Here is a 22,548-nt window from a genome sequence, read left to right on the forward strand (position 1 = left end):
ATAACAGAAGAACCAGTCCGGTTGCGGACTGGTTGACGTTACAGAGGTTTGAAAGTCTAAAGTCCTGAAAAAACGCCAGGGTAGCGCGGTATCGTTGGGCGCTATTTTATTATGGATAGCAAACCGTCTTGATTTGCCGTTGGTGCCCGTTATCTTCCCAACACAGTTGATTTTGCGTATTGAATCGCTGGAAGGGGAAATGTGGCTGATTAACCCGTTCAACGGTGAAACGCTTGATGAACATACTCTGGAAGTCTGGTTAAAAGGCAGTATTAGTCCGGTCGCCGAGTTGTTTAATGAAGATTTGGACGAAGCGGATAACGCCGAAGTGATTCGTAAGCTACTGGATACGCTGAAATCCTCGCTGATGGAGGAACGGCAAATGGAGCTGGCGCTGCGCGTTAGCGAAGCATTGTTGCAATTTAACCCGGAAGATCCTTACGAAATCCGTGACCGCGGGTTGATCTACGCGCAGCTTGAGTGTGAACACGTTGCGCTGACTGATTTAAGCTACTTCGTTGAACAGTGTCCGGAAGACCCGATCAGCGAAATGATTCGTGCGCAGATCAACACCATTGCGCACAAGCAAATTGTTCTACATTAATTAACCGACATTTTACCTATAAGTGTAAGGCGATCCTATGAAACAAAAAGTGGTTAACATTGGCGACATTAAGGTGGCAAATGACCTGCCGTTTGTGCTGTTTGGCGGTATGAACGTGCTGGAGTCACGCGATCTGGCAATGCGCATTTGTGAGCACTACGTAACCGTTACCCAGAAGCTGGGTATTCCTTACGTGTTCAAGGCCTCTTTTGATAAAGCCAACCGTTCCTCTATTCACTCTTACCGTGGGCCGGGTCTGGAAGAAGGGATGAAAATCTTCCAGGAACTCAAACAGACATTTGGCGTAAAAGTGATCACTGACGTCCATGAAGCCAGCCAGGCGCAGCCTGTGGCTGATGTGGTTGACGTGATTCAGCTCCCGGCGTTTCTGGCGCGCCAGACCGACCTGGTGGAAGCGATGGCGAAAACCGGCGCTGTGATTAACGTGAAAAAGCCGCAGTTCGTAAGCCCGGGTCAGATGGGCAATATCGTGGATAAGTTCCATGAGGGCGGTAACGATAAGGTGATTCTGTGCGACCGCGGCGCGAACTTCGGTTATGACAACCTTGTGGTGGATATGCTGGGCTTTAGCGTGATGAAAAAGGTCTCCGGCAACTCGCCGGTGATTTTCGACGTTACCCATGCGCTGCAATGCCGCGACCCATTTGGCGCTGCCTCGGGCGGTCGTCGTGGTCAGGTGACCGAGCTGGCGCGCGCCGGTATGGCTGTCGGTCTGGCGGGCCTGTTCCTGGAGTCGCATCCGGACCCGGCTAACGCGAAGTGCGACGGTCCTTCCGCACTGCCGCTGGCGAAACTGGAGCAGTTCCTGACCCAGATAAAAGCGATTGATGATTTGGTGAAAAGCTTCGACGAGCTGGATACCGAGAACTGATTGCGGTTTTTAGCTTGTGTAGGCCGGATAAGATACTATCCGGCTTTTTTATATCAGGCAAAAATCGTCATCAGATAGGCGGCAAATAAAGCCAGATGCGCCGCGCCGTTTAGCACGTTGGTGCGTCCGGTAGAGAACGAAATATGGCACAGCACTAACGAGGCCACCATCACTACCATTTCCGGCGCGCCTAAACCAAACACCAGATCATTACCTGTCGCCCAGGCGATGAGCGTGACAACCGGCACGGTTAATGAAATCGTCGCCAACACCGATCCGAAGAACAGATTCATTGCCCGCTGAACCTGATTATTCAGTACCGCCTTCAGCGCGCCCAGTCCTTCCGGCGAGAGAATTAACAACGCGACCAGGAAACCGGTAAAGGCGACCGGGGCGTTCATGCTGGTCAGCAACGCCTCCAGCGGGCTGGCATTCATTTTGGTAACGGCAATGACCGCAATTAAATGAATGAGTAACCAGACCGTATGCCAGCCGCTACTGTGCGCGGAGGGTTTACCGTGGTGTGGATTGTCATCATCGCCTTCATCTTCATGTTCATAGATAAATAAGCTCTGGTGCGTTTTGGTTTGAATCAACAAAAATACGCCGTACATCGCGGCGGAAATTAACGCGACCAATAATGCCTGACCAGTAGAAAAATTGGCTTGCGGCAATGCCATGGGAAAAACCAGCACAATAATCGCCAGCGGAAATAGCGCGATAAGATACTGCTTAATCCCAAATAAATTCATATATTGCGTTGCGAATTTACGCCCGCCCAACAACAACGAGAAACCGACCAGTCCCCCGGTGACAATCATAATAATAGAGTAGAGCGTATCGCGCATAAGCGTTGGCGCAGCATCGCCGGTAGCCATCAGCGCGGAAATTAAACTCACCTCAAGAATAACGACGGACAGGCTTAAAATAAGCGATCCATAGGGTTCGCCGAGTCGGTGCGCTAATACATCGGCATGACGGACCACGCTAAATGCGCTGCTTAAAATACCAATAAGTGCAAGGATATTGATGCCAATAACCACTGGTAGTGACTGGCTGCTTCCCCAAAGGAACAGCACTACCAGCGCAAGAACCGGGAAAATAAGCGAAGTCTCCTTATGGCGGGTTTTCACCGCCTCACAGGCATGTGTCATGAGGGTCTCCCTTGTGCAGGTGTTAATATTTTGGAAAGAGTAAAGAAGGTAAAAATAGCAGAAATTTGTATTTTTTTAGTGGTTTTTTACGTAGTTTTACGGCGTAGACGATTTTTTTCTTTCAAGGTCAGTAAAACAAGCATCTTGTTTTAACAGTGTTTAAATAACAAAAAGTTAATTTCCGTAAAAAGCAAAAATCCTCCTCGACTGGCGTAATAACGCATTGTTTACCACACTTAATGTTTTCCCTGAAGACGGAGGCGGTGATGCCGTATAAAGCCAAAAGTGATTTACCCGATAATGTGCGGAATGTTCTTCCAGCCCATGCCCAGGAAATTTACAAAGAAGCGTTTAATAGCGCCTGGGAGCAATATAAAGATAAAGCCGATCGTCGTGATGACGCCAGTCGCGAGGAAACCGCACACAAAGTCGCCTGGGCGGCGGTTAAAAACGATTATGAAAAAGGCGAGGATGATAAATGGCATAAGAAAAAATAAACGCGGTATTACTCACGTGTTAGCCTGATTTTCTTGCCGGAAGTCTATCCTGACGCGGGAGCTTTTCCCGCGTACAGATTCAAAATGTCAGCACTTTGTCCGCCGCCAGCGTCCATTGCGCCAGCTCGACCAGCGTTCCGATTTCCACACCGTCAATCAGCGGCAGTGGAGTGATACCACGTCCGTCCGCACAGGTTTTGCATAATTTTACCGGTACGTTTTGCGCGGTCAGAATTTCCAGCATTTGCTGAATATTGTAGCCTTCGGCTGGTTTTTGACCGCGTAACCCTGCGGTTACGGCATCTGACATCAAAAACAGGCGTAAATCGAGATGGCTTTCCTGCTCGCGCAGCGCAATGGCCAGACGCAGGCTATTAAATAATGATTCGCTGCCGTAGGCGGCGCCGTTAGCGATAATGACGATATTTTGCATGAATAACCCTTCTCCTCGAGAAATTTTGTCGGCAATGGCGTTATGTTACCTCGGGAACCGGGTGCCGCCAAATGCGTGGATAAAATCCCGGGACGCTCTGCGGAAAAAAATAAGGATATTCCTGGAAGCACGAGAAAAGGCTGCAAAACCTGTCCGGACACGTTATGGTTTACTCTGATGCCATTCCTCTTATCTTTTGTTGTAGAAGTTGCCGACACGTTGAGCCGTATTGTTTTTCGTTCATTCTCACTCTCGCTTCTCTTGCTGGCTGCCAGCGGTACGATCCGTGCGCAGGCGCAAGATCCTTTCACGCAAAACCGTCTGCCGGATTTAGGCATGATGCCGGAATCCCACGAAGGGGAAAAGCATTTTGCCGAGATGGCCAAAGCGTTTGGCGAAGCCAGCATGAAAAATAACGATCTGGATACCGGTGAACAGGCGCGGCAATTCGCTTTCGGACAGGTACGCGATGTGGTCAGCGAGCAGGTTAACCAGCAGCTTGAAAGCTGGCTATCAGCCTGGGGCAGCGCCAGCGTGGATATTAACGTCGATAACGAAGGTCATTTTAACGGCAGTCGCGGAAGCTGGTTTATCCCTTTACAGGATAAACAGCGCTATCTGACCTGGAGCCAGCTTGGTCTTACGCAACAGACTGACGGACTGGTAAGCAACGTTGGCATAGGACAGCGCTGGGCGCAGGATGGCTGGCTTCTTGGCTATAATACCTTTTACGATAATCTGCTGGATGAAAATTTGCAGCGCGCCGGCTTTGGCGCGGAGGCGTGGGGAGAATATTTGCGTTTATCCGCCAACTATTATCAGCCTTTTGCCGACTGGCAGACGCATACGGCGACCTTAGAACAGCGAATGGCGCGCGGGTATGATATCAACGCGCAAATGCGGCTGCCGTTTTACCAGCATATCAATACCAGCGTTAGTCTGGAGCAGTACTTTGGCGATAGCGTGGATCTGTTTGACTCCGGAACGGGGTATCACAATCCTGTCGCGTTAAAACTGGGTCTCAACTATACGCCAGTACCTTTGCTTACCATGACCGCCCAGCACAAACAGGGCGAGAGCGGGGTCAGTCAGAATAACCTGGGGCTGACGCTTAACTACCGCTTCGGCGTGCCGCTCAAAAAGCAGCTTGCCGCCAGTGAAGTGGCGCAAAGCCAGTCATTACGCGGTAGCCGCTATGATACGCCGCAACGTAACTCGCTGCCGACAATGGAGTATCGGCAGCGTAAAACGTTAACGGTTTTTCTGGCGACGCCGCCCTGGGATCTTACGCCTGGTGAGACGGTTGCGTTAAAATTGCAGGTGCGCAGCGTGCACGGTATTCGTCATTTGAGCTGGCAGGGCGATACACAGGCATTAAGTTTGACGGCAGGAACGGACACCCGCAGTACCGAGGGCTGGACAATCATTATGCCGGCCTGGGATCACCGCGAAGGCGCGGCAAATCGCTGGCGTTTATCGGTGGTGGTTGAGGATGAAAAAGGTCAGCGTGTCTCTTCCAATGAGATCACGCTCGCGCTGACTGAACCGTTTATCACGATGCCGGACGATAATCCGCATTGGCAACCGTTCCAGGAGCAATAATTAAAAGATGCGTTCCTGATGCACCCAGACGGCGGCCTCCACGCGCGATTTCAGCTTCATTTTCTTGAGCATATGTTTCACGTGCACTTTGACCGTACTTTCGGTGATATCCAGACGTCGGGCAATCATCTTATTCGGCAATCCCTGCGCGATGAGCTTCAGAATATCGCGCTCACGCGGGGTGAGTTGCGTTACATCGCGATCGGTGGTGGCGCGGTTGGCCCGCAGGCTGGCCGCCAGTACCGGCGTTAACGCTTCACTTAATACCATTTCGCCGGCGGCGGCCTGTTGTAACGCTTTGAGCAAGTCCTCAGGCTCCATGTCTTTTAACAGATAACCGTCCGCGCCGCGCTTTAGCGCCGTGACGACATCTTCTTCATGGTTGGATACGCTGAAAACGACAATACGTCCTGACAGCGCTTTTTCGCGTAATTTATCCAGCGTTTCGAGACCATTCATTCCCGGCATATTCAAATCAAGGAGGATCAGATCGGGATCGAGCGATTCCGCCAGGTCAATACCCTGCTCACCGTTGCTGGCTTCTCCGACCACGCTGATATCGGGCGCCATACTCACAAGCTGCTTTACACCCGTGCGTAGCATCGGATGGTCGTCAATTAACAGGATAGTTGCCGGTTCCTGATTATTCATGGGTATCTCCCTGGGTTTCTGTGAAGTTTGTTTCTGGAATAAAAGTAACAGTGACCTCTGTTCCGCCAGTCTCGCGTCGGCGTACCTGGCAATCGCCGCGCAAACTTTGCGCCCGATCGCGCATGATGATCATGCCGTAGTGATTACTGCGTTCGGCGTTTTCCGGGACGCCGCAGCCATTATCCTGCACTTTTAGTTTGACCTGTTTGCCACATTGCGTCACTGTCACCACCACATCGTCGGCATGAGAGTGTTTAAGGGCGTTGCTGAGGGCTTCCCTGGCAATTTGCAACAGGTGTATCGCCTGGTGTGACGGCACCAGGCGGGGGGGAAGCTGATAATCCAGTTTTACCGTAAAGCCAAACCGGGCGCTGAACTCCTGGCAGCTTGCTTCCAGCGCCGGACGTAGCCCGGGTTCCGTCAACTGTAACCGGAAAGTGGTTAACAGTTCGCGCAGTTGCGCCCAGGAGCAGTTTAGCTCATTGCGAATTTGGCTGAGTAACTCACGGCTGCTTTCCGGTAACACGTCGCCCTGCATTTGCAGGCAGCTCACCTGCATCTTCATACAAGAGAGCGACTGGGCAATAGAATCATGCAGTTCGCGGGCAATGGTGGCACGCTCTTCCATGACAATCAACTGCTGCTGGCGCTCCTGATGCCTGTCGAGCGCCAGAGTCGCGGTCAGCTGTTCAACCAGCGTGTCCACCAACTGTTGCTGATCGTGGCTGAGATGGCGTCCATAGGGCAGCGTCGCCAGCAAAATACCGTATTGGGTGTGAGAGTCGGTGAGCCGCCATTTTAAGGTGGTGCCGCCGTTAATCATCGGCAGGGCGCTACGTGGGCAAAGGTGGCAGCCTTTATCATCGCAACTGATGTCCGACTGACAGGTAAATTCCTGGTGATTATCTTCATCTTCCAGGTCATAGACTCGCAGCTCAATATCATGCAACTGGGTTAAATTTTGCAGGCCATTCAGTACCGGTGAAAGACGCTCACATAGCGGAGCCTGTGAATGCAGTCGGCGGTTGGCTTGCCACAAAAACGAGAGAATCTGGTTTTTATGTTCCAGACCGGCTGTTTTTTCCTGTACGCGCTGTTCCAGTACCGCATAACTTTCGGCCAGCTCTTCAGACATGTTATTGAGCGCAGAACCCAACGCGGCCATCTCATTGCGTCCACTGATATTGGCACGTTGGGTAAAGTCGCGCTGACTGACGGCGCGCGCCATTGATAATAACTGTTTCCAGGGCTGCAAAAGGCGAACACGTAGCCAGATAATCGTAAATACCAGCAATAGCGCCATAAAGATCGCCATTACCCGGTGAACTAATACCACGCGTTCGATACGCAATTCAGTAGTATGGTCGAACGACGTCACCAGGCGATCCAGGCCCGCCACAAAGCGCGTGACATCTTCTGCGACCGCGTGCGCGTTTTGCGCGTGCTGTAGTCCTGGCGAGAGTTCGTTATGCCAGTAATCCTGCAACGCTTTAAGCTGCTTCTGCTGCCCGTCTCGCTCAGCGGCGCGGGTCAGTTCAGGGCTGAATGCCGTTTGCTCCATCTCATCCAGCAGCTTTTGATCTTTAGCATCCAGCGGGACAGCGGCCAGTAGTCGATAGCTTTGCATACGCAATGAGCCCGCTTTATTAATCGCATGAGCGCTACCCTGCACGCCCTGAACCAGCCAGCCGGAAACCGCCATCCCCGCCACGCCGATAGCGGTAGAGAGCATGACAATCAGCGCCAGTTGGTTAACCAGCGTAAGAGGAGAGAAACACCGTTTAAACATGTTACCTTCTTTCTTCGGGGTAATGTCGCCGAAAAAACGTAGCAAAAAAGGGGCGTCAATCGGCTGTGCCGCTATTCTCAACGATACAGCGGAGTATACCCATACCTATAACGAGTTACTCCTTAATTGCCGTCGTAGAGAGGTATCTGCGACGGGAAGGAGTAGACAGACACAGCATGGTGAAAAACCACAGCTTTTTTACCAAAATAGCCTACTCATTAAGGGTGATAACGCTTTTTAGTCGCCGGTGATGACGACTTTTCCTTTGATTTATATCAACTTACCTTCGGCAGTAAACCCTAATGTGGCAGACATCAAATCAAGAATCAGAGGTGTCTATGAGTCACTCATCCGCCCCGGAAAGGGCAACTGGCGCTGTTATCACGGAATGGCGTCCGGAAGATCCGGCATTCTGGCAGCAGCGCGGCCATCGTGTCGCCAGCCGTAATTTGTGGATTTCTGTCCCGTGTTTACTGCTGGCGTTTTGCGTCTGGATGCTATTCAGCGCAGTGGCGGTGAACCTGCCGAAAGTGGGATTTAATTTTACGACCGATCAGCTCTTTATGTTGACTGCGCTGCCATCTGTTTCCGGCGCGCTGCTACGGGTGCCTTACTCCTTTATGGTGCCGCTATTTGGCGGACGTCGCTGGACAGCGTTCAGTACCGGTATCCTCATCGTGCCTTGCGTATGGTTAGGCTTTGCCGTTCAGGATACCAGTACGCCATTTAGCACTTTCATTATTATTTCCTTGCTGTGTGGTTTTGCCGGCGCGAACTTTGCCTCCAGTATGGCGAACATCAGCTTTTTCTTTCCTAAACAAAAGCAGGGCGGCGCGCTGGGTTTGAACGGCGGTCTGGGCAATATGGGCGTGAGCGTGATGCAGCTGGTTGCGCCGCTGGTGGTTTCGCTCTCTATCTTTGCCGCCTTTGGCAGCCACGGTGTAGAGCAGCCGGACGGTTCTCAGCTCTATCTGGCGAACGCAGCCTGGATTTGGGTGCCTTTCCTGGCCATTTTTACGCTGGCAGCGTGGTTCGGCATGAACGAACTGGCGACGTCTAAGGCCTCGCTAAAAGAGCAACTGCCGGTGCTCAAACGTGGTCATCTGTGGATCATGAGTCTGCTATATCTGGCGACCTTCGGATCGTTTATCGGTTTCTCCGCGGGGTTCGCTATGCTGTCTAAAACGCAATTCCCGGATGTGCAGATCCTGCATTATGCGTTTTTCGGTCCGTTTATCGGCGCGCTGGCGCGTTCGGCAGGCGGCGCAATTTCTGACCGTCTGGGGGGGACCCGCGTCACGCTTATCAACTTTGTCCTGATGGCGATTTTCAGCGGTCTGCTGTTCCTGACATTACCTACTGGCGGCGTTGGCGGTAGCTTTATCGCGTTCTACGGGGTATTTCTGGCGCTGTTCCTGACGGCTGGGCTGGGGAGTGGTTCTACCTTCCAGATGATCTCCGTTATCTTCCGTAAACTGACGATGGACCGGGTAAAAGCGGAAGGCGGGTCGGAAGAAAGAGCCATGCGTGAAGCGGCGACCGATACGGCGGCGGCGCTGGGCTTTATTTCCGCGATTGGCGCGATTGGCGGCTTTTTTATTCCGAAAGCGTTTGGTTCATCTTTAGCATTAACCGGTTCGCCAGTCGGCGCGATGAAAGTCTTTCTTATTTTCTATATCGCCTGCGTCGTTATTACCTGGGCGGTATATGGACGTCATTCTAAAAATAAAAAGTAACTTTTGATTATCCTTTGCGCGGCGTTAGACCGCGCTTTTTTTTACCTGCATTTAGTTACAACATACTTATAGTCAAAAAGAGAGACGCGACAGGGCTAACCACGCACATCTTTATCGGTCATTCAGGGGGATACCCCTTAATACCCACTTGTTGAAAATTTAACATTCACGTTGTGCGTAAATTTAATTTTATGTATTTAAATCAGTAAGATATATAAATAAAACTCCTCCTCCAAAAGGAGTATACAGGAGGTTAGCGCGCCATTTGCATCCCTGTCCGCCTTGATCGTTATCAATTCTCACGCCCATTCAGCGCGTTACCTTCGCCCTTAGTTAAGCAATGTCGATTTATCAGAGAGCCGTAAGGTTCCACACAGGAGAAACCCGATGAGTAAATTCCTGGACCGGTTTCGCTACTTCAAGCAGAAGGGCGAAACCTTTGCCGATGGGCACGGCCAGCTTCTCGAAACAAACCGGGACTGGGAGGACGGATACCGCCAACGTTGGCAGCATGACAAAATTGTGCGCTCAACCCATGGGGTGAACTGCACCGGTTCTTGTAGCTGGAAAATTTATGTCAAAAATGGTCTGGTGACCTGGGAAACACAGCAAACCGATTACCCGCGCACCCGTCCTGATATGCCAAACCATGAACCTCGCGGCTGCCCGCGCGGGGCAAGTTACTCCTGGTATCTCTACAGCGCTAACCGACTGAAATATCCGCTAATGCGCAAACGTCTGATGAAGATGTGGCGCGAGGCGAAAAAACTGCATCGCGATCCGGTAGAGGCATGGGCCTCAATCATTGAAGATGCCGATAAAGCCAAAAGCTTCAAACAGGCGCGTGGTCGTGGCGGCTTTGTTCGCTCCTCATGGCAGGAAGTGAACGAGCTGATCGCCGCCTCCAACGTGTACACCGTGAAAACCTATGGCCCTGACCGCGTCGCGGGCTTCTCACCCATCCCGGCGATGTCGATGGTTTCCTACGCTTCCGGCGCACGTTATCTTTCGCTGATTGGCGGCACCTGCCTGAGCTTCTACGACTGGTACTGCGACCTGCCGCCAGCCTCCCCGCAAACCTGGGGCGAGCAGACCGACGTGCCGGAATCCGCTGACTGGTACAACTCCAGCTATATTATCGCCTGGGGCTCTAACGTGCCGCAAACCCGTACGCCGGACGCCCACTTCTTTACCGAAGTACGTTACAAAGGCACTAAAACCGTCGCGGTGACGCCGGACTATGCTGAAATCGCCAAACTGTGCGATCTGTGGCTGGCGCCGAAGCAGGGGACCGATGCGGCGATGGCGCTGGCGATGGGCCACGTCATGCTGCGCGAATTCCACCTCGACAACCCGCGCCAGTACTTCACCGATTATGTCCGCCGCTATACCGACATGCCAATGCTGGTGATGCTTGAAGAGCGTGATGGTTATTATGCCGCAGGTCGTATGCTGCGCGCTGCCGATCTCGTTGATTCGCTGGGGCAGGAAAATAACCCGGAATGGAAAACCGTCGCTATCAACAGCAACGGTGAAATGGTGGCGCCAAATGGCTCCATCGGCTTCCGCTGGGGTGAAAAAGGCAAATGGAACCTCGAACAGCGCGACGGGACTACCGGTGCAGAAACTGAATTGCAGCTCAGCTTGCTGGGTAGCCAGGATGAGATTGCTGACGTGGGCTTCCCGTATTTCGGCGGCGAGGGTTCAGAGTACTTTAATCATGTGGCGCTGGATAACGTCCTGCTGCATAAACTGCCGGCAAAACGTCTGCAACTGGCCGATGGTTCTACCGCGTTAGTCACTACCGTTTACGATCTGACCATGGCTAACTATGGTCTGGAACGCGGCCTGAACGATGATAATTGTGCCGCCAGTTATGACGATACCAAAGCATATACGCCAGCATGGGCCGAGCAGATCACCGGCGTGCCGCGGGCGCAGATCATCCGTATCGCACGGGAGTTCGCCGATAACGCGGACAAAACGCACGGGCGTTCAATGATTATCGTTGGCGCCGGTCTGAACCACTGGTATCACCTCGATATGAACTATCGCGGGCTGATCAATATGTTGGTGTTCTGTGGGTGCGTTGGTCAGAGCGGCGGCGGCTGGGCGCACTACGTCGGCCAGGAAAAACTGCGCCCGCAAACCGGCTGGCAGCCGCTGGCGTTTGCCCTTGACTGGCAGCGTCCGGCGCGTCACATGAACAGCACCTCTTACTTCTATAACCACTCCAGCCAGTGGCGCTACGAGACGGTGACCGCCGAGGAATTACTGTCGCCGATGGCGGACAAATCCCGCTATAGCGGTCATCTGATTGACTTCAATGTGCGCGCCGAGCGTATGGGCTGGTTGCCGTCGGCGCCGCAGTTAGGCACTAACCCGCTGTACATTGCGCGTGAAGCGGAAAAAGCCGGTATGACGCCGGTAGACTATACCGTCAAATCCCTGAAAGAGGGTTCGATTCGCTTTGCCGCCGAGCAGCCGGAAAACGGTAAAAACCACCCGCGTAACCTGTTCATCTGGCGTTCAAACCTGCTTGGGTCTTCCGGTAAGGGCCATGAGTACATGCTGAAATATCTGCTGGGTACTGAGCATGGTATTCAGGGGCTGGATCTGGGTAAACAGGGCGGTGTGAAGCCGGAAGAAGTGGAGTGGCGTGACAATGGCCTGGACGGCAAACTGGATCTGGTGGTGACGCTGGATTTCCGCCTGTCGAGCACCTGCCTGTACTCCGATATCGTACTGCCGACGGCGACCTGGTATGAAAAAGACGATATGAATACCTCGGATATGCATCCGTTTATTCATCCGCTGTCTGCCGCCGTAGATCCGGCCTGGGAATCGAAAAGCGACTGGGAAATCTACAAAGGCATTGCGAAGAAATTCTCCGAAGTCTGTATAGGCCACCTGGGTAAAGAGACTGACGTCGTGACGCTGCCGATCCAGCACGATTCTGCCGCTGAACTGGCGCAGCCGCTGGACGTGAAAGACTGGAAAAAAGGCGAATGCGATCTGATTCCAGGGAAAACCGCGCCGCACATCATGACCGTCGAGCGCGATTATCCGGCGACTTACGAACGCTTTACCTCTATCGGCCCGCTGATGGAGAAAATCGGCAACGGCGGGAAAGGGATTGCCTGGAACACGCAGAGCGAAATGGACTTGCTGCGTAAGCTCAATTACACCAAAGCGGACGGTCCGGCGAAAGGTCAGCCGATGCTCAACACGGCGATTGACGCGGCAGAGATGATCCTGACGTTAGCGCCGGAAACCAACGGTCAGGTGGCGGTGAAAGCCTGGGCGGCGCTGAGCGAGTTTACCGGTCGCGACCATACGCATCTGGCAACCAATAAAGAAGAAGAGAAAATCCGCTTCCGCGATATTCAGGCCCAGCCGCGCAAAATTATCTCCAGCCCGACCTGGTCTGGTCTGGAAGATGAGCATGTTTCTTATAACGCCGGTTATACCAACGTTCACGAGCTGATCCCGTGGCGTACGCTGTCTGGTCGCCAACAGTTGTATCAGGATCACCAGTGGATGCGCGACTTCGGCGAAAGTTTGCTGGTGTATCGCCCACCGATCGATACCCGCTCGGTGAAAGCGGTGATGGGGCGTAAATCCAACGGTAATCCGGAGAAGGCGCTCAACTTCCTTACGCCGCACCAGAAATGGGGTATCCACTCGACCTACAGCGATAACCTGTTGATGCTGACCTTGTCGCGTGGCGGCCCGATTGTATGGATGAGCGAAACCGACGCCAAAGAGCTGGGCATTGAAGATAACGACTGGATCGAAGTCTTCAACAGCAACGGTGCGCTGACGGCACGTGCGGTTGTCAGCCAGCGTGTACCGGCGGGAATGACCATGATGTACCACGCGCAAGAACGTATCGTAAACCTGCCGGGGTCGGAAATTACCCAGCAGCGCGGCGGTATTCATAACTCGGTGACGCGCATTACGCCGAAACCGACCCATATGATCGGCGGCTATGCGCAGTTAGCCTACGGCTTTAACTACTACGGCACCGTCGGCTCCAACCGCGATGAGTTTGTCGTGGTACGTAAGATGAAGAACATTAACTGGTTGGATGGCGAAGGCAATGACCAGGTACAGGAGAGCGTAAAATGAAAATTCGTTCACAAGTCGGCATGGTGCTGAATCTCGATAAGTGCATCGGCTGTCATACCTGTTCAGTCACCTGTAAAAACGTCTGGACCAGCCGTGAAGGTATGGAATACGCCTGGTTTAACAACGTGGAAAGTAAGCCTGGCGTTGGTTTTCCGAATGACTGGGAAAATCAGGAAAAATGGAAAGGCGGCTGGATCCGCAAAATCAACGGCAAACTACAGCCGCGCATGGGCAACCGGGCGCTGCTGCTGGGTAAAATCTTCGCTAACCCGCATCTGCCGGGCATCGACGACTACTACGAGCCGTTTGATTTCGACTATCAGAATCTGCACACCGCGCCGGAAGGCAGCAAAGCGCAGCCGATTGCCCGTCCGCGCTCGCTGATTACCGGCCAGCGGATGGACAAAATTACCAGCGGGCCAAACTGGGAAGAGATTCTGGGCGGTGAGTTCGAAAAACGCGCCAAAGACCAGAACTTCGAAAACATGCAGAAGGCGATGTACGGCCAGTTCGAAAACACCTTCATGATGTACCTGCCGCGCCTGTGCGAGCACTGTCTCAACCCGGCGTGCGTGGCGACCTGCCCGAGCGGTGCTATCTACAAGCGTGAAGAAGATGGCATCGTGCTGATCGACCAGGACAAGTGCCGCGGCTGGCGGATGTGTATCACCGGTTGCCCGTACAAGAAAATTTACTTCAACTGGAAGAGCGGCAAGTCCGAGAAGTGCATCTTCTGCTACCCGCGTATCGAAGCTGGTCAGCCGACTGTTTGCTCGGAAACCTGCGTGGGCCGTATCCGTTATCTTGGCGTACTGCTGTATGACGCCGATGCCATTGAAAGCGCCGCCAGTACGGAAAACGAAAAAGATCTGTACCAGCGTCAACTGGACGTGTTCCTCGATCCGAACGATCCGGCTGTCATTGAGCAGGCGCTGAAGGACGGCGTGCCGCAGAGCGTGATCGATGCGGCGCAGCAATCGCCAGTGTACAAAATGGCGATGGACTGGAAGCTGGCGCTGCCGCTGCATCCGGAATACCGCACGCTGCCGATGGTCTGGTACGTGCCGCCTTTGTCACCGATTCAGTCTGCCGCCGACGCGGGTGAACTGGGCAGCAACGGTATTCTGCCGGATGTAGACAGTCTGCGTATCCCGGTGCAGTACCTGGCAAATTTGCTGACCGCAGGCGATACCCAGCCGGTGCTGTTGGCGCTGAAACGGATGCTGGCGATGCGTCACTACAAACGTGCGGAAACCGTAGACGGTAAAGTGGATACCCGCGCGCTGGAAGAGGTGGGTTTAAGCGAAGCGCAGGCGCAGGAAATGTATCGTTACCTGGCAATTGCTAATTATGAAGATCGCTTTGTGGTGCCGAGCAGCCATCGTGAACTGGCGCGTGACGCATTCCCGGAGAAAAGCGGTTGTGGCTTTACCTTCGGCGATGGTTGCCACGGGTCTGATACCAAATTCAATCTGTTCAACAGCCGCCGCATCGACGCTGTTGATGTGACCAGCAAAACGGAGCCGCACGCATGATTGAACTCGTCATTGTTTCGCGTCTGCTCGAGTACCCGGATGCTGCCCTGTGGCAGCATCAGCAGGAGCTGTTCGATGCGCTCGCGTCATCTGAGAACCTGGATAAAGAGGATGCCCAGACTCTGGGCGTTTTCCTGCGCGATTTAACCGCGCAGGACATGCTGGATGTACAGGCCGCCTACAGTGAACTGTTTGACCGCGGTCGCGCCACATCGCTGCTGCTGTTTGAACATGTTCACGGGGAATCCCGTGACCGCGGTCAGGCGATGGTTGACCTGATGGCACAGTATGAGCAGCACGGTTTGCAGCTCGACAGCCGCGAACTTCCCGATCATCTGCCGCTGTATCTGGAATACCTTGCGCAGTTGCCGAAAAGCGAAGCGTTAGGGGGTTTACAGGATATCGCGCCGATTCTGGCGCTGCTCAGCGCACGTTTGCAACAGCGTGACAGCCGTTATGCGGTGCTGTTCGATCTGCTGTTAAAACTGGCGAATACCGTTATCGATAGCGGTAAAGTGGCTGAAAAAATTGCGAATGAAGCACGTGATGATACCCCACAGGCGCTGGATGCGGTCTGGGAAGAAGAGCAGGTGAAATTCTTCGCCGATCAGGGGTGTGGCGAGTCGGAAATCTCCGCTCACCAGCGTCGTTTTGCCGGGGCCGTGGTGCCGCAATATCTGAATATCACCACCGGAGGACAGCACTAATGCACTTCCTGAATATGTTCTTCTTTGATATCTACCCGTACATTGCCGGATCGGTATTTCTGATCGGTAGCTGGTTACGTTACGACTACGGCCAGTACACCTGGCGGGCGGCTTCCAGTCAGATGCTGGATCGCAAGGGAATGAACCTGGCGTCAAACCTGTTCCACATTGGGATTCTGGGTATTTTCGCCGGTCACTTCCTGGGCATGTTAACGCCGCACTGGATGTATGAAGCTTTTCTGCCGGTCGACGTGAAGCAGAAGATGGCGATGATTGCCGGCGGCGCCTGCGGAGTACTGACGCTGGTTGGCGGTATTTTACTGCTCAAGCGTCGTCTGTTCAGCCCACGTGTCCGCGCCACCACTACCGGCGCAGATATTTTGATTCTCTCATTGCTGGTGATTCAGTGCGCGCTGGGTCTGCTGACCATTCCGTTCTCCGCCCGGCATATGGACGGGAGTGAAATGATGAAGCTGGTCGGGTGGGCGCAGTCAGTTGTGACCTTCCACGGTGGCGCATCCGCACATCTGGACGGTGTGGCCTTTATCTTCCGTATGCACCTGGTACTGGGGATGACGCTGTTCCTGTTATTCCCATTCTCGCGCTTGGTGCATATCTGGAGCGTGCCGGTCGAGTACCTGACCCGCAAATACCAGATTGTACGTGCGCGTCACTGATTTTCTCTCGATGCCCTAAACTCCGCTTCGGCGGAGTTTTTTTATGGCTGTTTGCCGGATGGCGGCATAAATGCCTTATCCGGCCTACGCAGGCGTCAACTCTCCTGTAGGCCTGATAAGCGCAGCGCATCAGGCATATTGCGGGCAAGTATCGAGGGCAGAATATAGAACATTAAGGTTTGATTTTGCTGAAGTGCGACTGGGAAGTGATGGTGGTGGGGGAAGGATGACTCAGCGCTGCGCGCTTCGCCCTTCGGGTCGTTGCCGTTGGCAACGCTTTCTCGCTTTCGCTCGAATCGAACCTTAGTCGAAGCTTCTCATCCTTCCCCACATGGGTAGAATTATGACAAACCGATGTCGAATGAAGATTAGATGCTTTCTGAAGATCATGATGGTGGTGGGGGAAGGATTCGAACCTTCGAAGTCGATGACGGCAGATTTACAGTCTGCTCCCTTTGGCCGCTCGGGAACCCCACCAGGGGTAATTCAAATTGTAGGTAAAGCTTGAAGATGGTGGTGGGGGAAGGATTATTCGTCGCTTCGCTCCTCACCCTACGAGCCGTTGCCGTTGGCAACGTTCTCTCGCTTTCGCTCGAGTCGAACCTTAATCGAAGGTTCTCACCCTTCCCCGACAAGTGCAAACTTCTGCATTGCTCATCGAGTTAACTACATCGCTGTAGTGAATAATGGTGGTGGGGGAAGGATTCGAACCTTCGAAGTCGATGACGGCAGATTTACAGTCTGCTCCCTTTGGCCGCTCGGGAACCCCACCAGGGGTAATTCAAATTGTAGGTAAAGCTTGAAGATGGTGGTGGGGGAAGGATTATTCGTCGCTTCGCTCCTCACCCTACGAGCCGTTGCCGTTGGCAACGTTCTCTCGCTTTCGCTCGAGTCGAACCTTAATCGAAGGTTCTCACCCTTCCCCGACAAGTGCAAACTTCTGCATTGCTCATCGAGTTAACTACATCGCTGTAGTGAATAATGGTGGTGGGGGAAGGATTCGAACCTTCGAAGTCGATGACGGCAGATTTACAGTCTGCTCCCTTTGGCCGCTCGGGAACCCCACCAGGGGTAATTCAAATTGTAGGTAAAGCTTGAAGATGGTGGTGGGGGAAGGATTATTCGTCGCTTCGCTCCTCACCCTACGAGCCGTTGCCGTTGGCAACGTTCTCTCGCTTTCGCTCGAGTCGAACCTTAATCGAAGGTTCTCACCCTTCCCCGACAAGTGCAAACTTCTGCATTGCTCATCGAGTTAACTACATCGCTGTAGTGAATAATGGTGGTGGGGGAAGGATTCGAACCTTCGAAGTCGATGACGGCAGATTTACAGTCTGCTCCCTTTGGCCGCTCGGGAACCCCACCAGGGGTAATTCAAATTGTAGGTAAAGCTTGAAGATGGTGGTGGGGGAAGGATTATTCGTCGCTTCGCTCCTCACCCTACGAGCCGTTGCCGTTGGCAACGTTCTCTCGCTTTCGCTCGAGTCGAACCTTAATCGAAGGTTCTCACCCTTCCCCGACAAGTGCAAACTTCTGCATTGCTCATCGAGTTAACTACATCGCTGTAGTGAATAATGGTGGTGGGGGAAGGATTCGAACCTTCGAAGTCGATGACGGCAGATTTACAGTCTGCTCCCTTTGGCCGCTCGGGAACCCCACCAGGGGTAATTCAAATTGTAGGTAAAGCTTGAAGATGGTGGTGGGGGAAGGATTATTCGTCGCTTCGCTCCTCACCCTACGAGCCGTTGCCGTTGGCAACGTTCTCTCGCTTTCGCTCGAGTCGAACCTTAATCGAAGGTTCTCACCCTTCCCCGACAAGTGCAAACTTCTGCATTGCTCATCGAGTTAACTACATCGCTGTAGTGAATAATGGTGGTGGGGGAAGGATTCGAACCTTCGAAGTCGATGACGGCAGATTTACAGTCTGCTCCCTTTGGCCGCTCGGGAACCCCACCAGGGGTAATTCAAATTGTAGGTAAAGCTTGAAGATGGTGGTGGGGGAAGGATTATTCGTCGCTTCGCTCCTCACCCTACGAGCCGTTGCCGTTGGCAACGTTCTCTCGCTTTCGCTCGAGTCGAACCTTAATCGAAGGTTCTCACCCTTCCCCGACAAGTGCAAACTTCTGCATTGCTCATCGAGTTAACTACATCGCTGTAGTGAATAATGGTGGTGGGGGAAGGATTCGAACCTTCGAAGTCGATGACGGCAGATTTACAGTCTGCTCCCTTTGGCCGCTCGGGAACCCCACCACGGGGTAAATTCATTATGCTGCTTGCATTCTATAGCGGGAAGGATTATTCGGAGCTAAAGCTCCTCACCCTTCGGGCCGTTGCCTGCGGCAACGTTCTCTCACTATTGCTCGAGTCGAACCTTGAAGTCGATGACGGCAGATTTACAGTCAGCTCCCTTATGATCGCTCGGGAACCCCACTACGGGGTAATGCTTAATACTGGCCCGCTTCCTTTCGGGAAGCGGGGCGCATCATATCAAATGACACGCCGCTGTAAAGCATTCCTTTGCCTGAAATGAACTGTTTGCGTACTTTTCATCCGTAACGGATTAAAGCTAATCAATTCATATTACTGACGATTAAAGAATAATCGTCCGATTGCCGTAAACAAAGACCCGCTGCGCCAGAACCTGATACAGCGCGCGGCTTAATACGTTTTTCTCAACGTCGCGCCCGGCACGCATCATATCTTCTGCGGTGTAGGTGTGATCGACGTGAATCACATCTTGCATAATGATTGGACCTTCATCCAGATTATCATTCACATAGTGCGCGGTAGCGCCGATGATTTTCACGCCGCGCTCATAGGCCTGATGATAAGGGCGCGCGCCGATAAACGCTGGCAGGAATGAGTGGTGGATATTGATAATTTTGTTCGGAAAGCGCGCCACAAAACCTGGCGTTAAAACACGCATATACTTGGCCAGCACCACATAGTCCGGTTGATGGGCATCAATGGCGTCCGCCATCTTCGTGTCATGCTCTTCACGCGTTAATCCCTCATGGCTGACCAGTTCGAAAGGGATCTCAAAACGTTCAACCAGCGAGCGTAACGTTTCATGGTTGCCAATGACCGCGGCGATTTCAACATCCAGCCCGCCATAGTTGGCTTTCATCAGCAGGTCGCCCAGACAATGCGCCTCTTTGGTAACCAGAATCACTACCCGACGGCGTCCGGCGGGATTGAGTTCACGAACAGAGCCTTCCGGTAAGGCGCTGTCCAAATCGGCCAGAAGAGTGGAATCATTGAAGATGCCTTCCAGCTCGGTCCGCATAAAAAAGCGTCCGGTGCGATGGTCCACAAATTCATTGTTTTGCACAATATTAAGCTCATGCTTATAGCAAATGTTGGTAATCCGCGCGATAAGGCCTTTTTGATCGGGACAAATAGTACGCAGAACTTTACGTTGTAGTGATTGCATTGCCGGAAAAATCCTGTTGAGAGTGTTTGCTGTATCGATACTGTCAGGCGTCACTGGCCGCAGCACTTTTTAAATTTTTTGCCTGAACCGCACGGGCAGGGATCATTTCGACCCAACTGCGGGCGGGTACCGTCAATATAATACCACTGACCGTTTTCTTTGATAAAACGAGAGCGTTCGATAATCGCCCCAGTTTTCCCTTGTTCGGAAAAACGCGCGATAAAACTAACATACCCTGTATTTTCTGCTTCTGACCAGGTATGTTCAAAAATAGTCAGGCCGAGCCACCTGGTATTGGCAAATCCGGCGATGATATCATCGCGAAACGCGGCCGCATTGCAGGTTGGATGCCAGCTCTTAATTAAGTAATCTGCGTCTTTCATCACAAAAGCGCAATAACGAGAGCGCATGAGATGTGACGGATCGGGTGCTACTCGTTCTCCGGACACAATACGACCACAACATAGGCTATACTCGTCAGCGCTACCACAGGGACAAGGCTGAGACACAATAATCTCCCTGAATATAAAAAACGGCGTTGAACGCCAGGGTGGCATTATGTTAACTGAGCAGTGGCGATGTTGCTACGTCTTGAAGCCAGGGGAAGTCGTTAAGTACGATGAGAAAAATGAAAATAGGGCTGGCGCTGGGATCTGGCGCAGCGAGAGGATGGTCTCATATTGGGGTCATCAAAGCCCTCAAGCAAACAGGCATTGATATTGATATCGTTGCAGGATGCTCAATAGGTTCACTGGTCGGCGCCGCGTATGCCTGTAATAAATTATCTGCGCTTGAACAGTGGGTATGTTCATTCCGCTACTGGGATGTTTTACGCCTGATGGATGTATCCTGGGGCAGAGGAGGGTTGCTTCGCGGCGAACGCGTATTTAATCACTATCGGGATATTATGCCCATCACGGATTTTGACCACTGTTCAAGACGTTTTGGCACGGTCGCGACGAATCTTAGCACGGGACGAGAGCTATGGTTTACTGAAGGCGATCTACACCTTGCTGTACGCGCGTCGTGCAGTATGCCAGGGCTGATGTCTCCGGTTGAGCATAACGGTTACTGGCTGGTAGATGGCGCAGTCGTTAATCCGGTACCTGTTTCGTTAACCAGGGCGCTGGGGGCTGATATCGTTATTGCGGTAGACCTGCAACATGATGCCCACCTCATGCAGCAAGATCTGCTCTCTGTAAATGTCGGGAATATCAATGAAGAGAGCGATGATGCGCTGCCCTGGCATAAGCGTTTAAAAGAACGTTTCAGTAGCCTGACTTCACGCCGTGGCGTGAGTTCGCCAGGGGCAATGGAAATCATGACAACCTCCATTCAGGTGTTGGAAAATCGTCTTAAACGTAACCGTATGGCTGGCGATCCGCCTGATATTCTCATTCAACCATTCTGTCCGCAAATCTCTACGCTGGATTTTCATCGCGCCCATGCCGCTATTGCGGCGGGTCAGTTAGCTGTAGAGAAAAAGATGGACGAACTTATACCCTTGGTGCGTACCGACGTTTAATGTACCTTTTACGATCACTTAAGCAAATTCTGACAGGCGCAAGCGGCAATACCATGCCACTATTGATTAAAGCCAGTCAGGGGAGAGAACATGACGCAGCCATTGGTCGGAAAACAGATTCTTATTGTTGAAGACGAGCCTGTATTTCGCTCGCTTCTGGATTCGTGGTTTTCCTCTTTGGGAGCGACAACGGCATTGGCAGGCGACGGGGTAGATGCCCTGGAGTTGATGGGGCGTTTTACCCCTGATCTCATGATATGTGATATCGCTATGCCGAGAATGAACGGTCTCAAACTGGTAGAAAACTTACGTAATCGCGGAGACCAGACGCCTATTCTGGTTATTTCCGCAACAGAAAATATGGCGGATATCGCCAAAGCGTTACGCCTTGGGGTTGAAGATGTCTTGCTGAAGCCGGTAAAAGATCTCAACCGCTTGCGGGAAACCGTATTCGCTTGCTTATACCCTAATATGTTTAACTCGCGGGTTGAAGAAGAAGAACGCCTGTTTCGTGACTGGGATGCAATGGTGAGTAATCCGACCGCCGCAGCGCAATTGTTGCAGGAATTGCAGCCCCCGGTGCAGCAGGTGATTTCCCATTGCCGCATTAATTACCGGCAGCTCGTCTCCGCCGATCAGCCTGGACTGGTGCTGGATATTGCGCCGCTATCTGATAACGAACTGGCATTTTATTGCCTGGATGTCACCCGGGCGGGCGATAACGGCGTGTTAGCCGCATTGTTGCTGCGGGCGCTATTTAACGGCTTATTGCAGGATCAGCTCGGCCAACAAAAGCACCGTTTACCGGAATTAGGCGCGCTATTAAAACAGGTAAATCATCTGCTCAGACAAGCTAATTTACCAGGGCAATTCCCGCTATTTGTCGGCTACTATCACAGTGAGCTCAAAAATTTGATTCTCGTCTCCGCCGGATTGAACGCCACCTTAAATACGGGCGCTCATCAGGTTCAAATCAGCAGCGGCGTGCCGCTAGGAACATTGGGTAACGCCTACCTTAACCAATTAAGCCAGCGTTGCGACTCATGGCAGTGTCAAATATGGGGCGCAGGAGGACGTTTGCGGTTGATGTTGTCTGCGGAATGACCAAACGAAAGCGCGGGCGGAAATTGCTTTACCGGCCTTTCCCGACGAGTGTTACTATCTGCGGCAGATTTATAAGTATTT

16 protein-coding genes, 7 tRNA genes, 8 other RNA genes and 1 pseudogene are annotated in these 22,548 nt (G+C 52.6%); 11 read left to right on the forward strand and 21 right to left on the reverse strand.

Features of this window, described 5'->3' with window-relative positions:
• Positions 1-58 precede the first annotated feature (58 nt).
• Positions 59-604: pseudogene (locus tag ACLD11_RS02700) on the forward strand (tetratricopeptide repeat protein); the annotation flags it as partial.
• Between the two features lie 37 nt (positions 605-641).
• Positions 642-1,496: a 3-deoxy-8-phosphooctulonate synthase gene (gene kdsA, locus ACLD11_RS02705; RefSeq protein WP_000811046.1), complete on the forward strand. Its 855-nt coding sequence runs from the start codon at positions 642-644 to the stop codon at positions 1,494-1,496.
• Positions 1,497-1,549: 53 nt separating this feature from the next.
• On the opposite strand, the gene chaA is transcribed toward kdsA, so the two are convergent.
• Positions 1,550-2,650 carry a sodium-potassium/proton antiporter ChaA gene (gene chaA, locus ACLD11_RS02710; RefSeq protein WP_000148418.1) on the reverse strand — a complete coding sequence of 367 codons (1,101 nt, stop codon included), beginning with the start codon at positions 2,648-2,650 and terminating at the stop codon, positions 1,550-1,552.
• A gap of 266 nt (positions 2,651-2,916) precedes the next feature.
• Between chaA and chaB the strand changes: the two genes are divergently transcribed.
• Positions 2,917-3,147 carry a putative cation transport regulator ChaB gene (gene chaB / locus ACLD11_RS02715; RefSeq protein WP_023176685.1) on the forward strand — a complete coding sequence of 77 codons (231 nt, stop codon included), beginning with the start codon at positions 2,917-2,919 and terminating at the stop codon, positions 3,145-3,147.
• A 79-nt stretch (positions 3,148-3,226) separates the two neighbouring features.
• Here chaB and ACLD11_RS02720 read toward each other — a convergent pair whose 3' ends face one another.
• The gene (locus tag ACLD11_RS02720; RefSeq protein ID WP_001179794.1) at positions 3,227-3,580 is read right to left on the reverse strand and encodes a DsrE/DsrF/TusD sulfur relay family protein; all 354 of its coding nucleotides are present in this window, start codon (positions 3,578-3,580) and stop codon (positions 3,227-3,229) included.
• Positions 3,581-3,757: 177 nt separating this feature from the next.
• Between ACLD11_RS02720 and ACLD11_RS02725 the strand changes: the two genes are divergently transcribed.
• Positions 3,758-5,182: a YchO/YchP family invasin gene (locus ACLD11_RS02725; protein ID WP_001116352.1), complete on the forward strand. Its 1,425-nt coding sequence runs from the start codon at positions 3,758-3,760 to the stop codon at positions 5,180-5,182.
• Here the strand turns inward: ACLD11_RS02725 and narL are convergent, their stop codons facing one another.
• Both narL and narX read right to left on the reverse strand, forming a co-directional pair.
• Positions 5,183-5,833 (reverse strand): two-component system response regulator NarL, encoded by a 651-nt coding sequence (narL, locus tag ACLD11_RS02730; protein WP_001064598.1) that lies wholly within the window; start codon positions 5,831-5,833, stop codon positions 5,183-5,185.
• On the reverse strand, positions 5,826-7,622 hold the full coding sequence (gene narX, locus ACLD11_RS02735; protein WP_000476244.1) for a nitrate/nitrite two-component system sensor histidine kinase NarX: 1,797 nt from the start codon (positions 7,620-7,622) through the stop codon (positions 5,826-5,828). The genes narL and narX overlap by 8 nt, the downstream gene beginning before the upstream one ends.
• A 338-nt stretch (positions 7,623-7,960) precedes the next feature.
• Here narX and narK point away from each other — a divergent pair, with 338 nt between their 5' ends.
• From narK to narI, 5 genes are all read left to right on the forward strand, one after another.
• Positions 7,961-9,358: a nitrate transporter NarK gene (gene narK / locus ACLD11_RS02740; protein WP_000019850.1), complete on the forward strand. Its 1,398-nt coding sequence runs from the start codon at positions 7,961-7,963 to the stop codon at positions 9,356-9,358.
• A 387-nt stretch (positions 9,359-9,745) separates the two neighbouring features.
• Positions 9,746-13,489: a nitrate reductase subunit alpha gene (locus ACLD11_RS02745; RefSeq protein ID WP_411014507.1), complete on the forward strand. Its 3,744-nt coding sequence runs from the start codon at positions 9,746-9,748 to the stop codon at positions 13,487-13,489.
• Positions 13,486-15,024, forward strand: coding sequence for a nitrate reductase subunit beta (narH, locus tag ACLD11_RS02750; RefSeq protein WP_000702614.1), 1,539 nt, complete (start codon positions 13,486-13,488; stop codon positions 15,022-15,024). Before ACLD11_RS02745 ends, narH begins: the two co-directional genes overlap by 4 nt.
• A complete protein-coding gene (narJ, locus tag ACLD11_RS02755) occupies positions 15,021-15,731 on the forward strand; it encodes a nitrate reductase molybdenum cofactor assembly chaperone (RefSeq protein WP_411014508.1) in 711 nt (236 codons plus the stop codon). Before narH ends, narJ begins: the two co-directional genes overlap by 4 nt.
• The gene (gene narI, locus ACLD11_RS02760; RefSeq protein WP_045343554.1) at positions 15,731-16,408 is read left to right on the forward strand and encodes a respiratory nitrate reductase subunit gamma; all 678 of its coding nucleotides are present in this window, start codon (positions 15,731-15,733) and stop codon (positions 16,406-16,408) included. The genes narJ and narI overlap by 1 nt, the downstream gene beginning before the upstream one ends.
• 210 nt (positions 16,409-16,618) lie before the next feature.
• On the opposite strand, the gene ACLD11_RS02765 is transcribed toward narI, so the two are convergent.
• The 17 genes from ACLD11_RS02765 to ACLD11_RS02845 all read right to left on the reverse strand — a co-directional run bounded on the left by ACLD11_RS02765 (position 16,619) and on the right by ACLD11_RS02845 (position 20,347).
• Positions 16,619-16,750, reverse strand: a non-coding RNA gene (locus ACLD11_RS02765) — RtT sRNA.
• A 50-nt stretch (positions 16,751-16,800) separates the two neighbouring features.
• Positions 16,801-16,885 (reverse strand) — tRNA-Tyr (locus tag ACLD11_RS02770).
• A gap of 34 nt (positions 16,886-16,919) precedes the next feature.
• A non-coding RNA gene (locus ACLD11_RS02775) (RtT sRNA) lies at positions 16,920-17,051 on the reverse strand.
• Positions 17,052-17,095: 44 nt separating this feature from the next.
• Positions 17,096-17,180, reverse strand: a tRNA-Tyr gene (locus ACLD11_RS02780).
• 34 nt (positions 17,181-17,214) lie between these two features.
• Positions 17,215-17,346, reverse strand: a non-coding RNA gene (locus ACLD11_RS02785) — RtT sRNA.
• Positions 17,347-17,390: 44 nt separating this feature from the next.
• Positions 17,391-17,475, reverse strand: a tRNA-Tyr gene (locus ACLD11_RS02790).
• Between the two features lie 34 nt (positions 17,476-17,509).
• A non-coding RNA gene (locus tag ACLD11_RS02795) (RtT sRNA) lies at positions 17,510-17,641 on the reverse strand.
• A gap of 44 nt (positions 17,642-17,685) precedes the next feature.
• Positions 17,686-17,770, reverse strand: a tRNA-Tyr gene (locus ACLD11_RS02800).
• Positions 17,771-17,804: 34 nt separating this feature from the next.
• A non-coding RNA gene (locus ACLD11_RS02805) (RtT sRNA) lies at positions 17,805-17,936 on the reverse strand.
• Between the two features lie 44 nt (positions 17,937-17,980).
• Positions 17,981-18,065: transfer RNA gene (locus ACLD11_RS02810), tRNA-Tyr, on the reverse strand.
• A 34-nt stretch (positions 18,066-18,099) separates the two neighbouring features.
• A non-coding RNA gene (locus ACLD11_RS02815) (RtT sRNA) lies at positions 18,100-18,231 on the reverse strand.
• Positions 18,232-18,275: 44 nt separating this feature from the next.
• Positions 18,276-18,360 (reverse strand) — tRNA-Tyr (locus ACLD11_RS02820).
• Positions 18,361-18,394: 34 nt separating this feature from the next.
• Positions 18,395-18,526: non-coding RNA, RtT sRNA (locus ACLD11_RS02825), on the reverse strand.
• Positions 18,527-18,570: 44 nt separating this feature from the next.
• A tRNA-Tyr gene (locus ACLD11_RS02830) sits at positions 18,571-18,655 on the reverse strand.
• A 28-nt stretch (positions 18,656-18,683) separates the two neighbouring features.
• A non-coding RNA gene (locus ACLD11_RS02835) (RtT sRNA) lies at positions 18,684-18,825 on the reverse strand.
• Between the two features lie 170 nt (positions 18,826-18,995).
• Positions 18,996-19,838: a formyltetrahydrofolate deformylase gene (purU, locus tag ACLD11_RS02840; protein ID WP_001191156.1), complete on the reverse strand. Its 843-nt coding sequence runs from the start codon at positions 19,836-19,838 to the stop codon at positions 18,996-18,998.
• 50 nt (positions 19,839-19,888) lie between these two features.
• Complete coding sequence (locus ACLD11_RS02845; protein WP_001540172.1) at positions 19,889-20,347, reverse strand: YchJ family protein; 459 nt, start codon at positions 20,345-20,347, stop codon at positions 19,889-19,891.
• A 110-nt stretch (positions 20,348-20,457) separates the two neighbouring features.
• Here ACLD11_RS02845 and rssA point away from each other — a divergent pair, with 110 nt between their 5' ends.
• Together rssA and rssB are read left to right on the forward strand one after the other, a co-directional pair.
• Positions 20,458-21,363: a patatin-like phospholipase RssA gene (gene rssA / locus ACLD11_RS02850; RefSeq protein WP_183058872.1), complete on the forward strand. Its 906-nt coding sequence runs from the start codon at positions 20,458-20,460 to the stop codon at positions 21,361-21,363.
• A gap of 90 nt (positions 21,364-21,453) precedes the next feature.
• A complete protein-coding gene (gene rssB, locus ACLD11_RS02855; protein WP_000193432.1) occupies positions 21,454-22,467 on the forward strand; it encodes a two-component system response regulator RssB in 1,014 nt (337 codons plus the stop codon).
• Positions 22,468-22,548 lie beyond the last annotated feature (81 nt).

Source organism: Salmonella sp. 741265116_PST (assembly GCF_046567715.1).
GTDB lineage: Bacteria > Pseudomonadota > Gammaproteobacteria > Enterobacterales > Enterobacteriaceae > Salmonella > Salmonella enterica.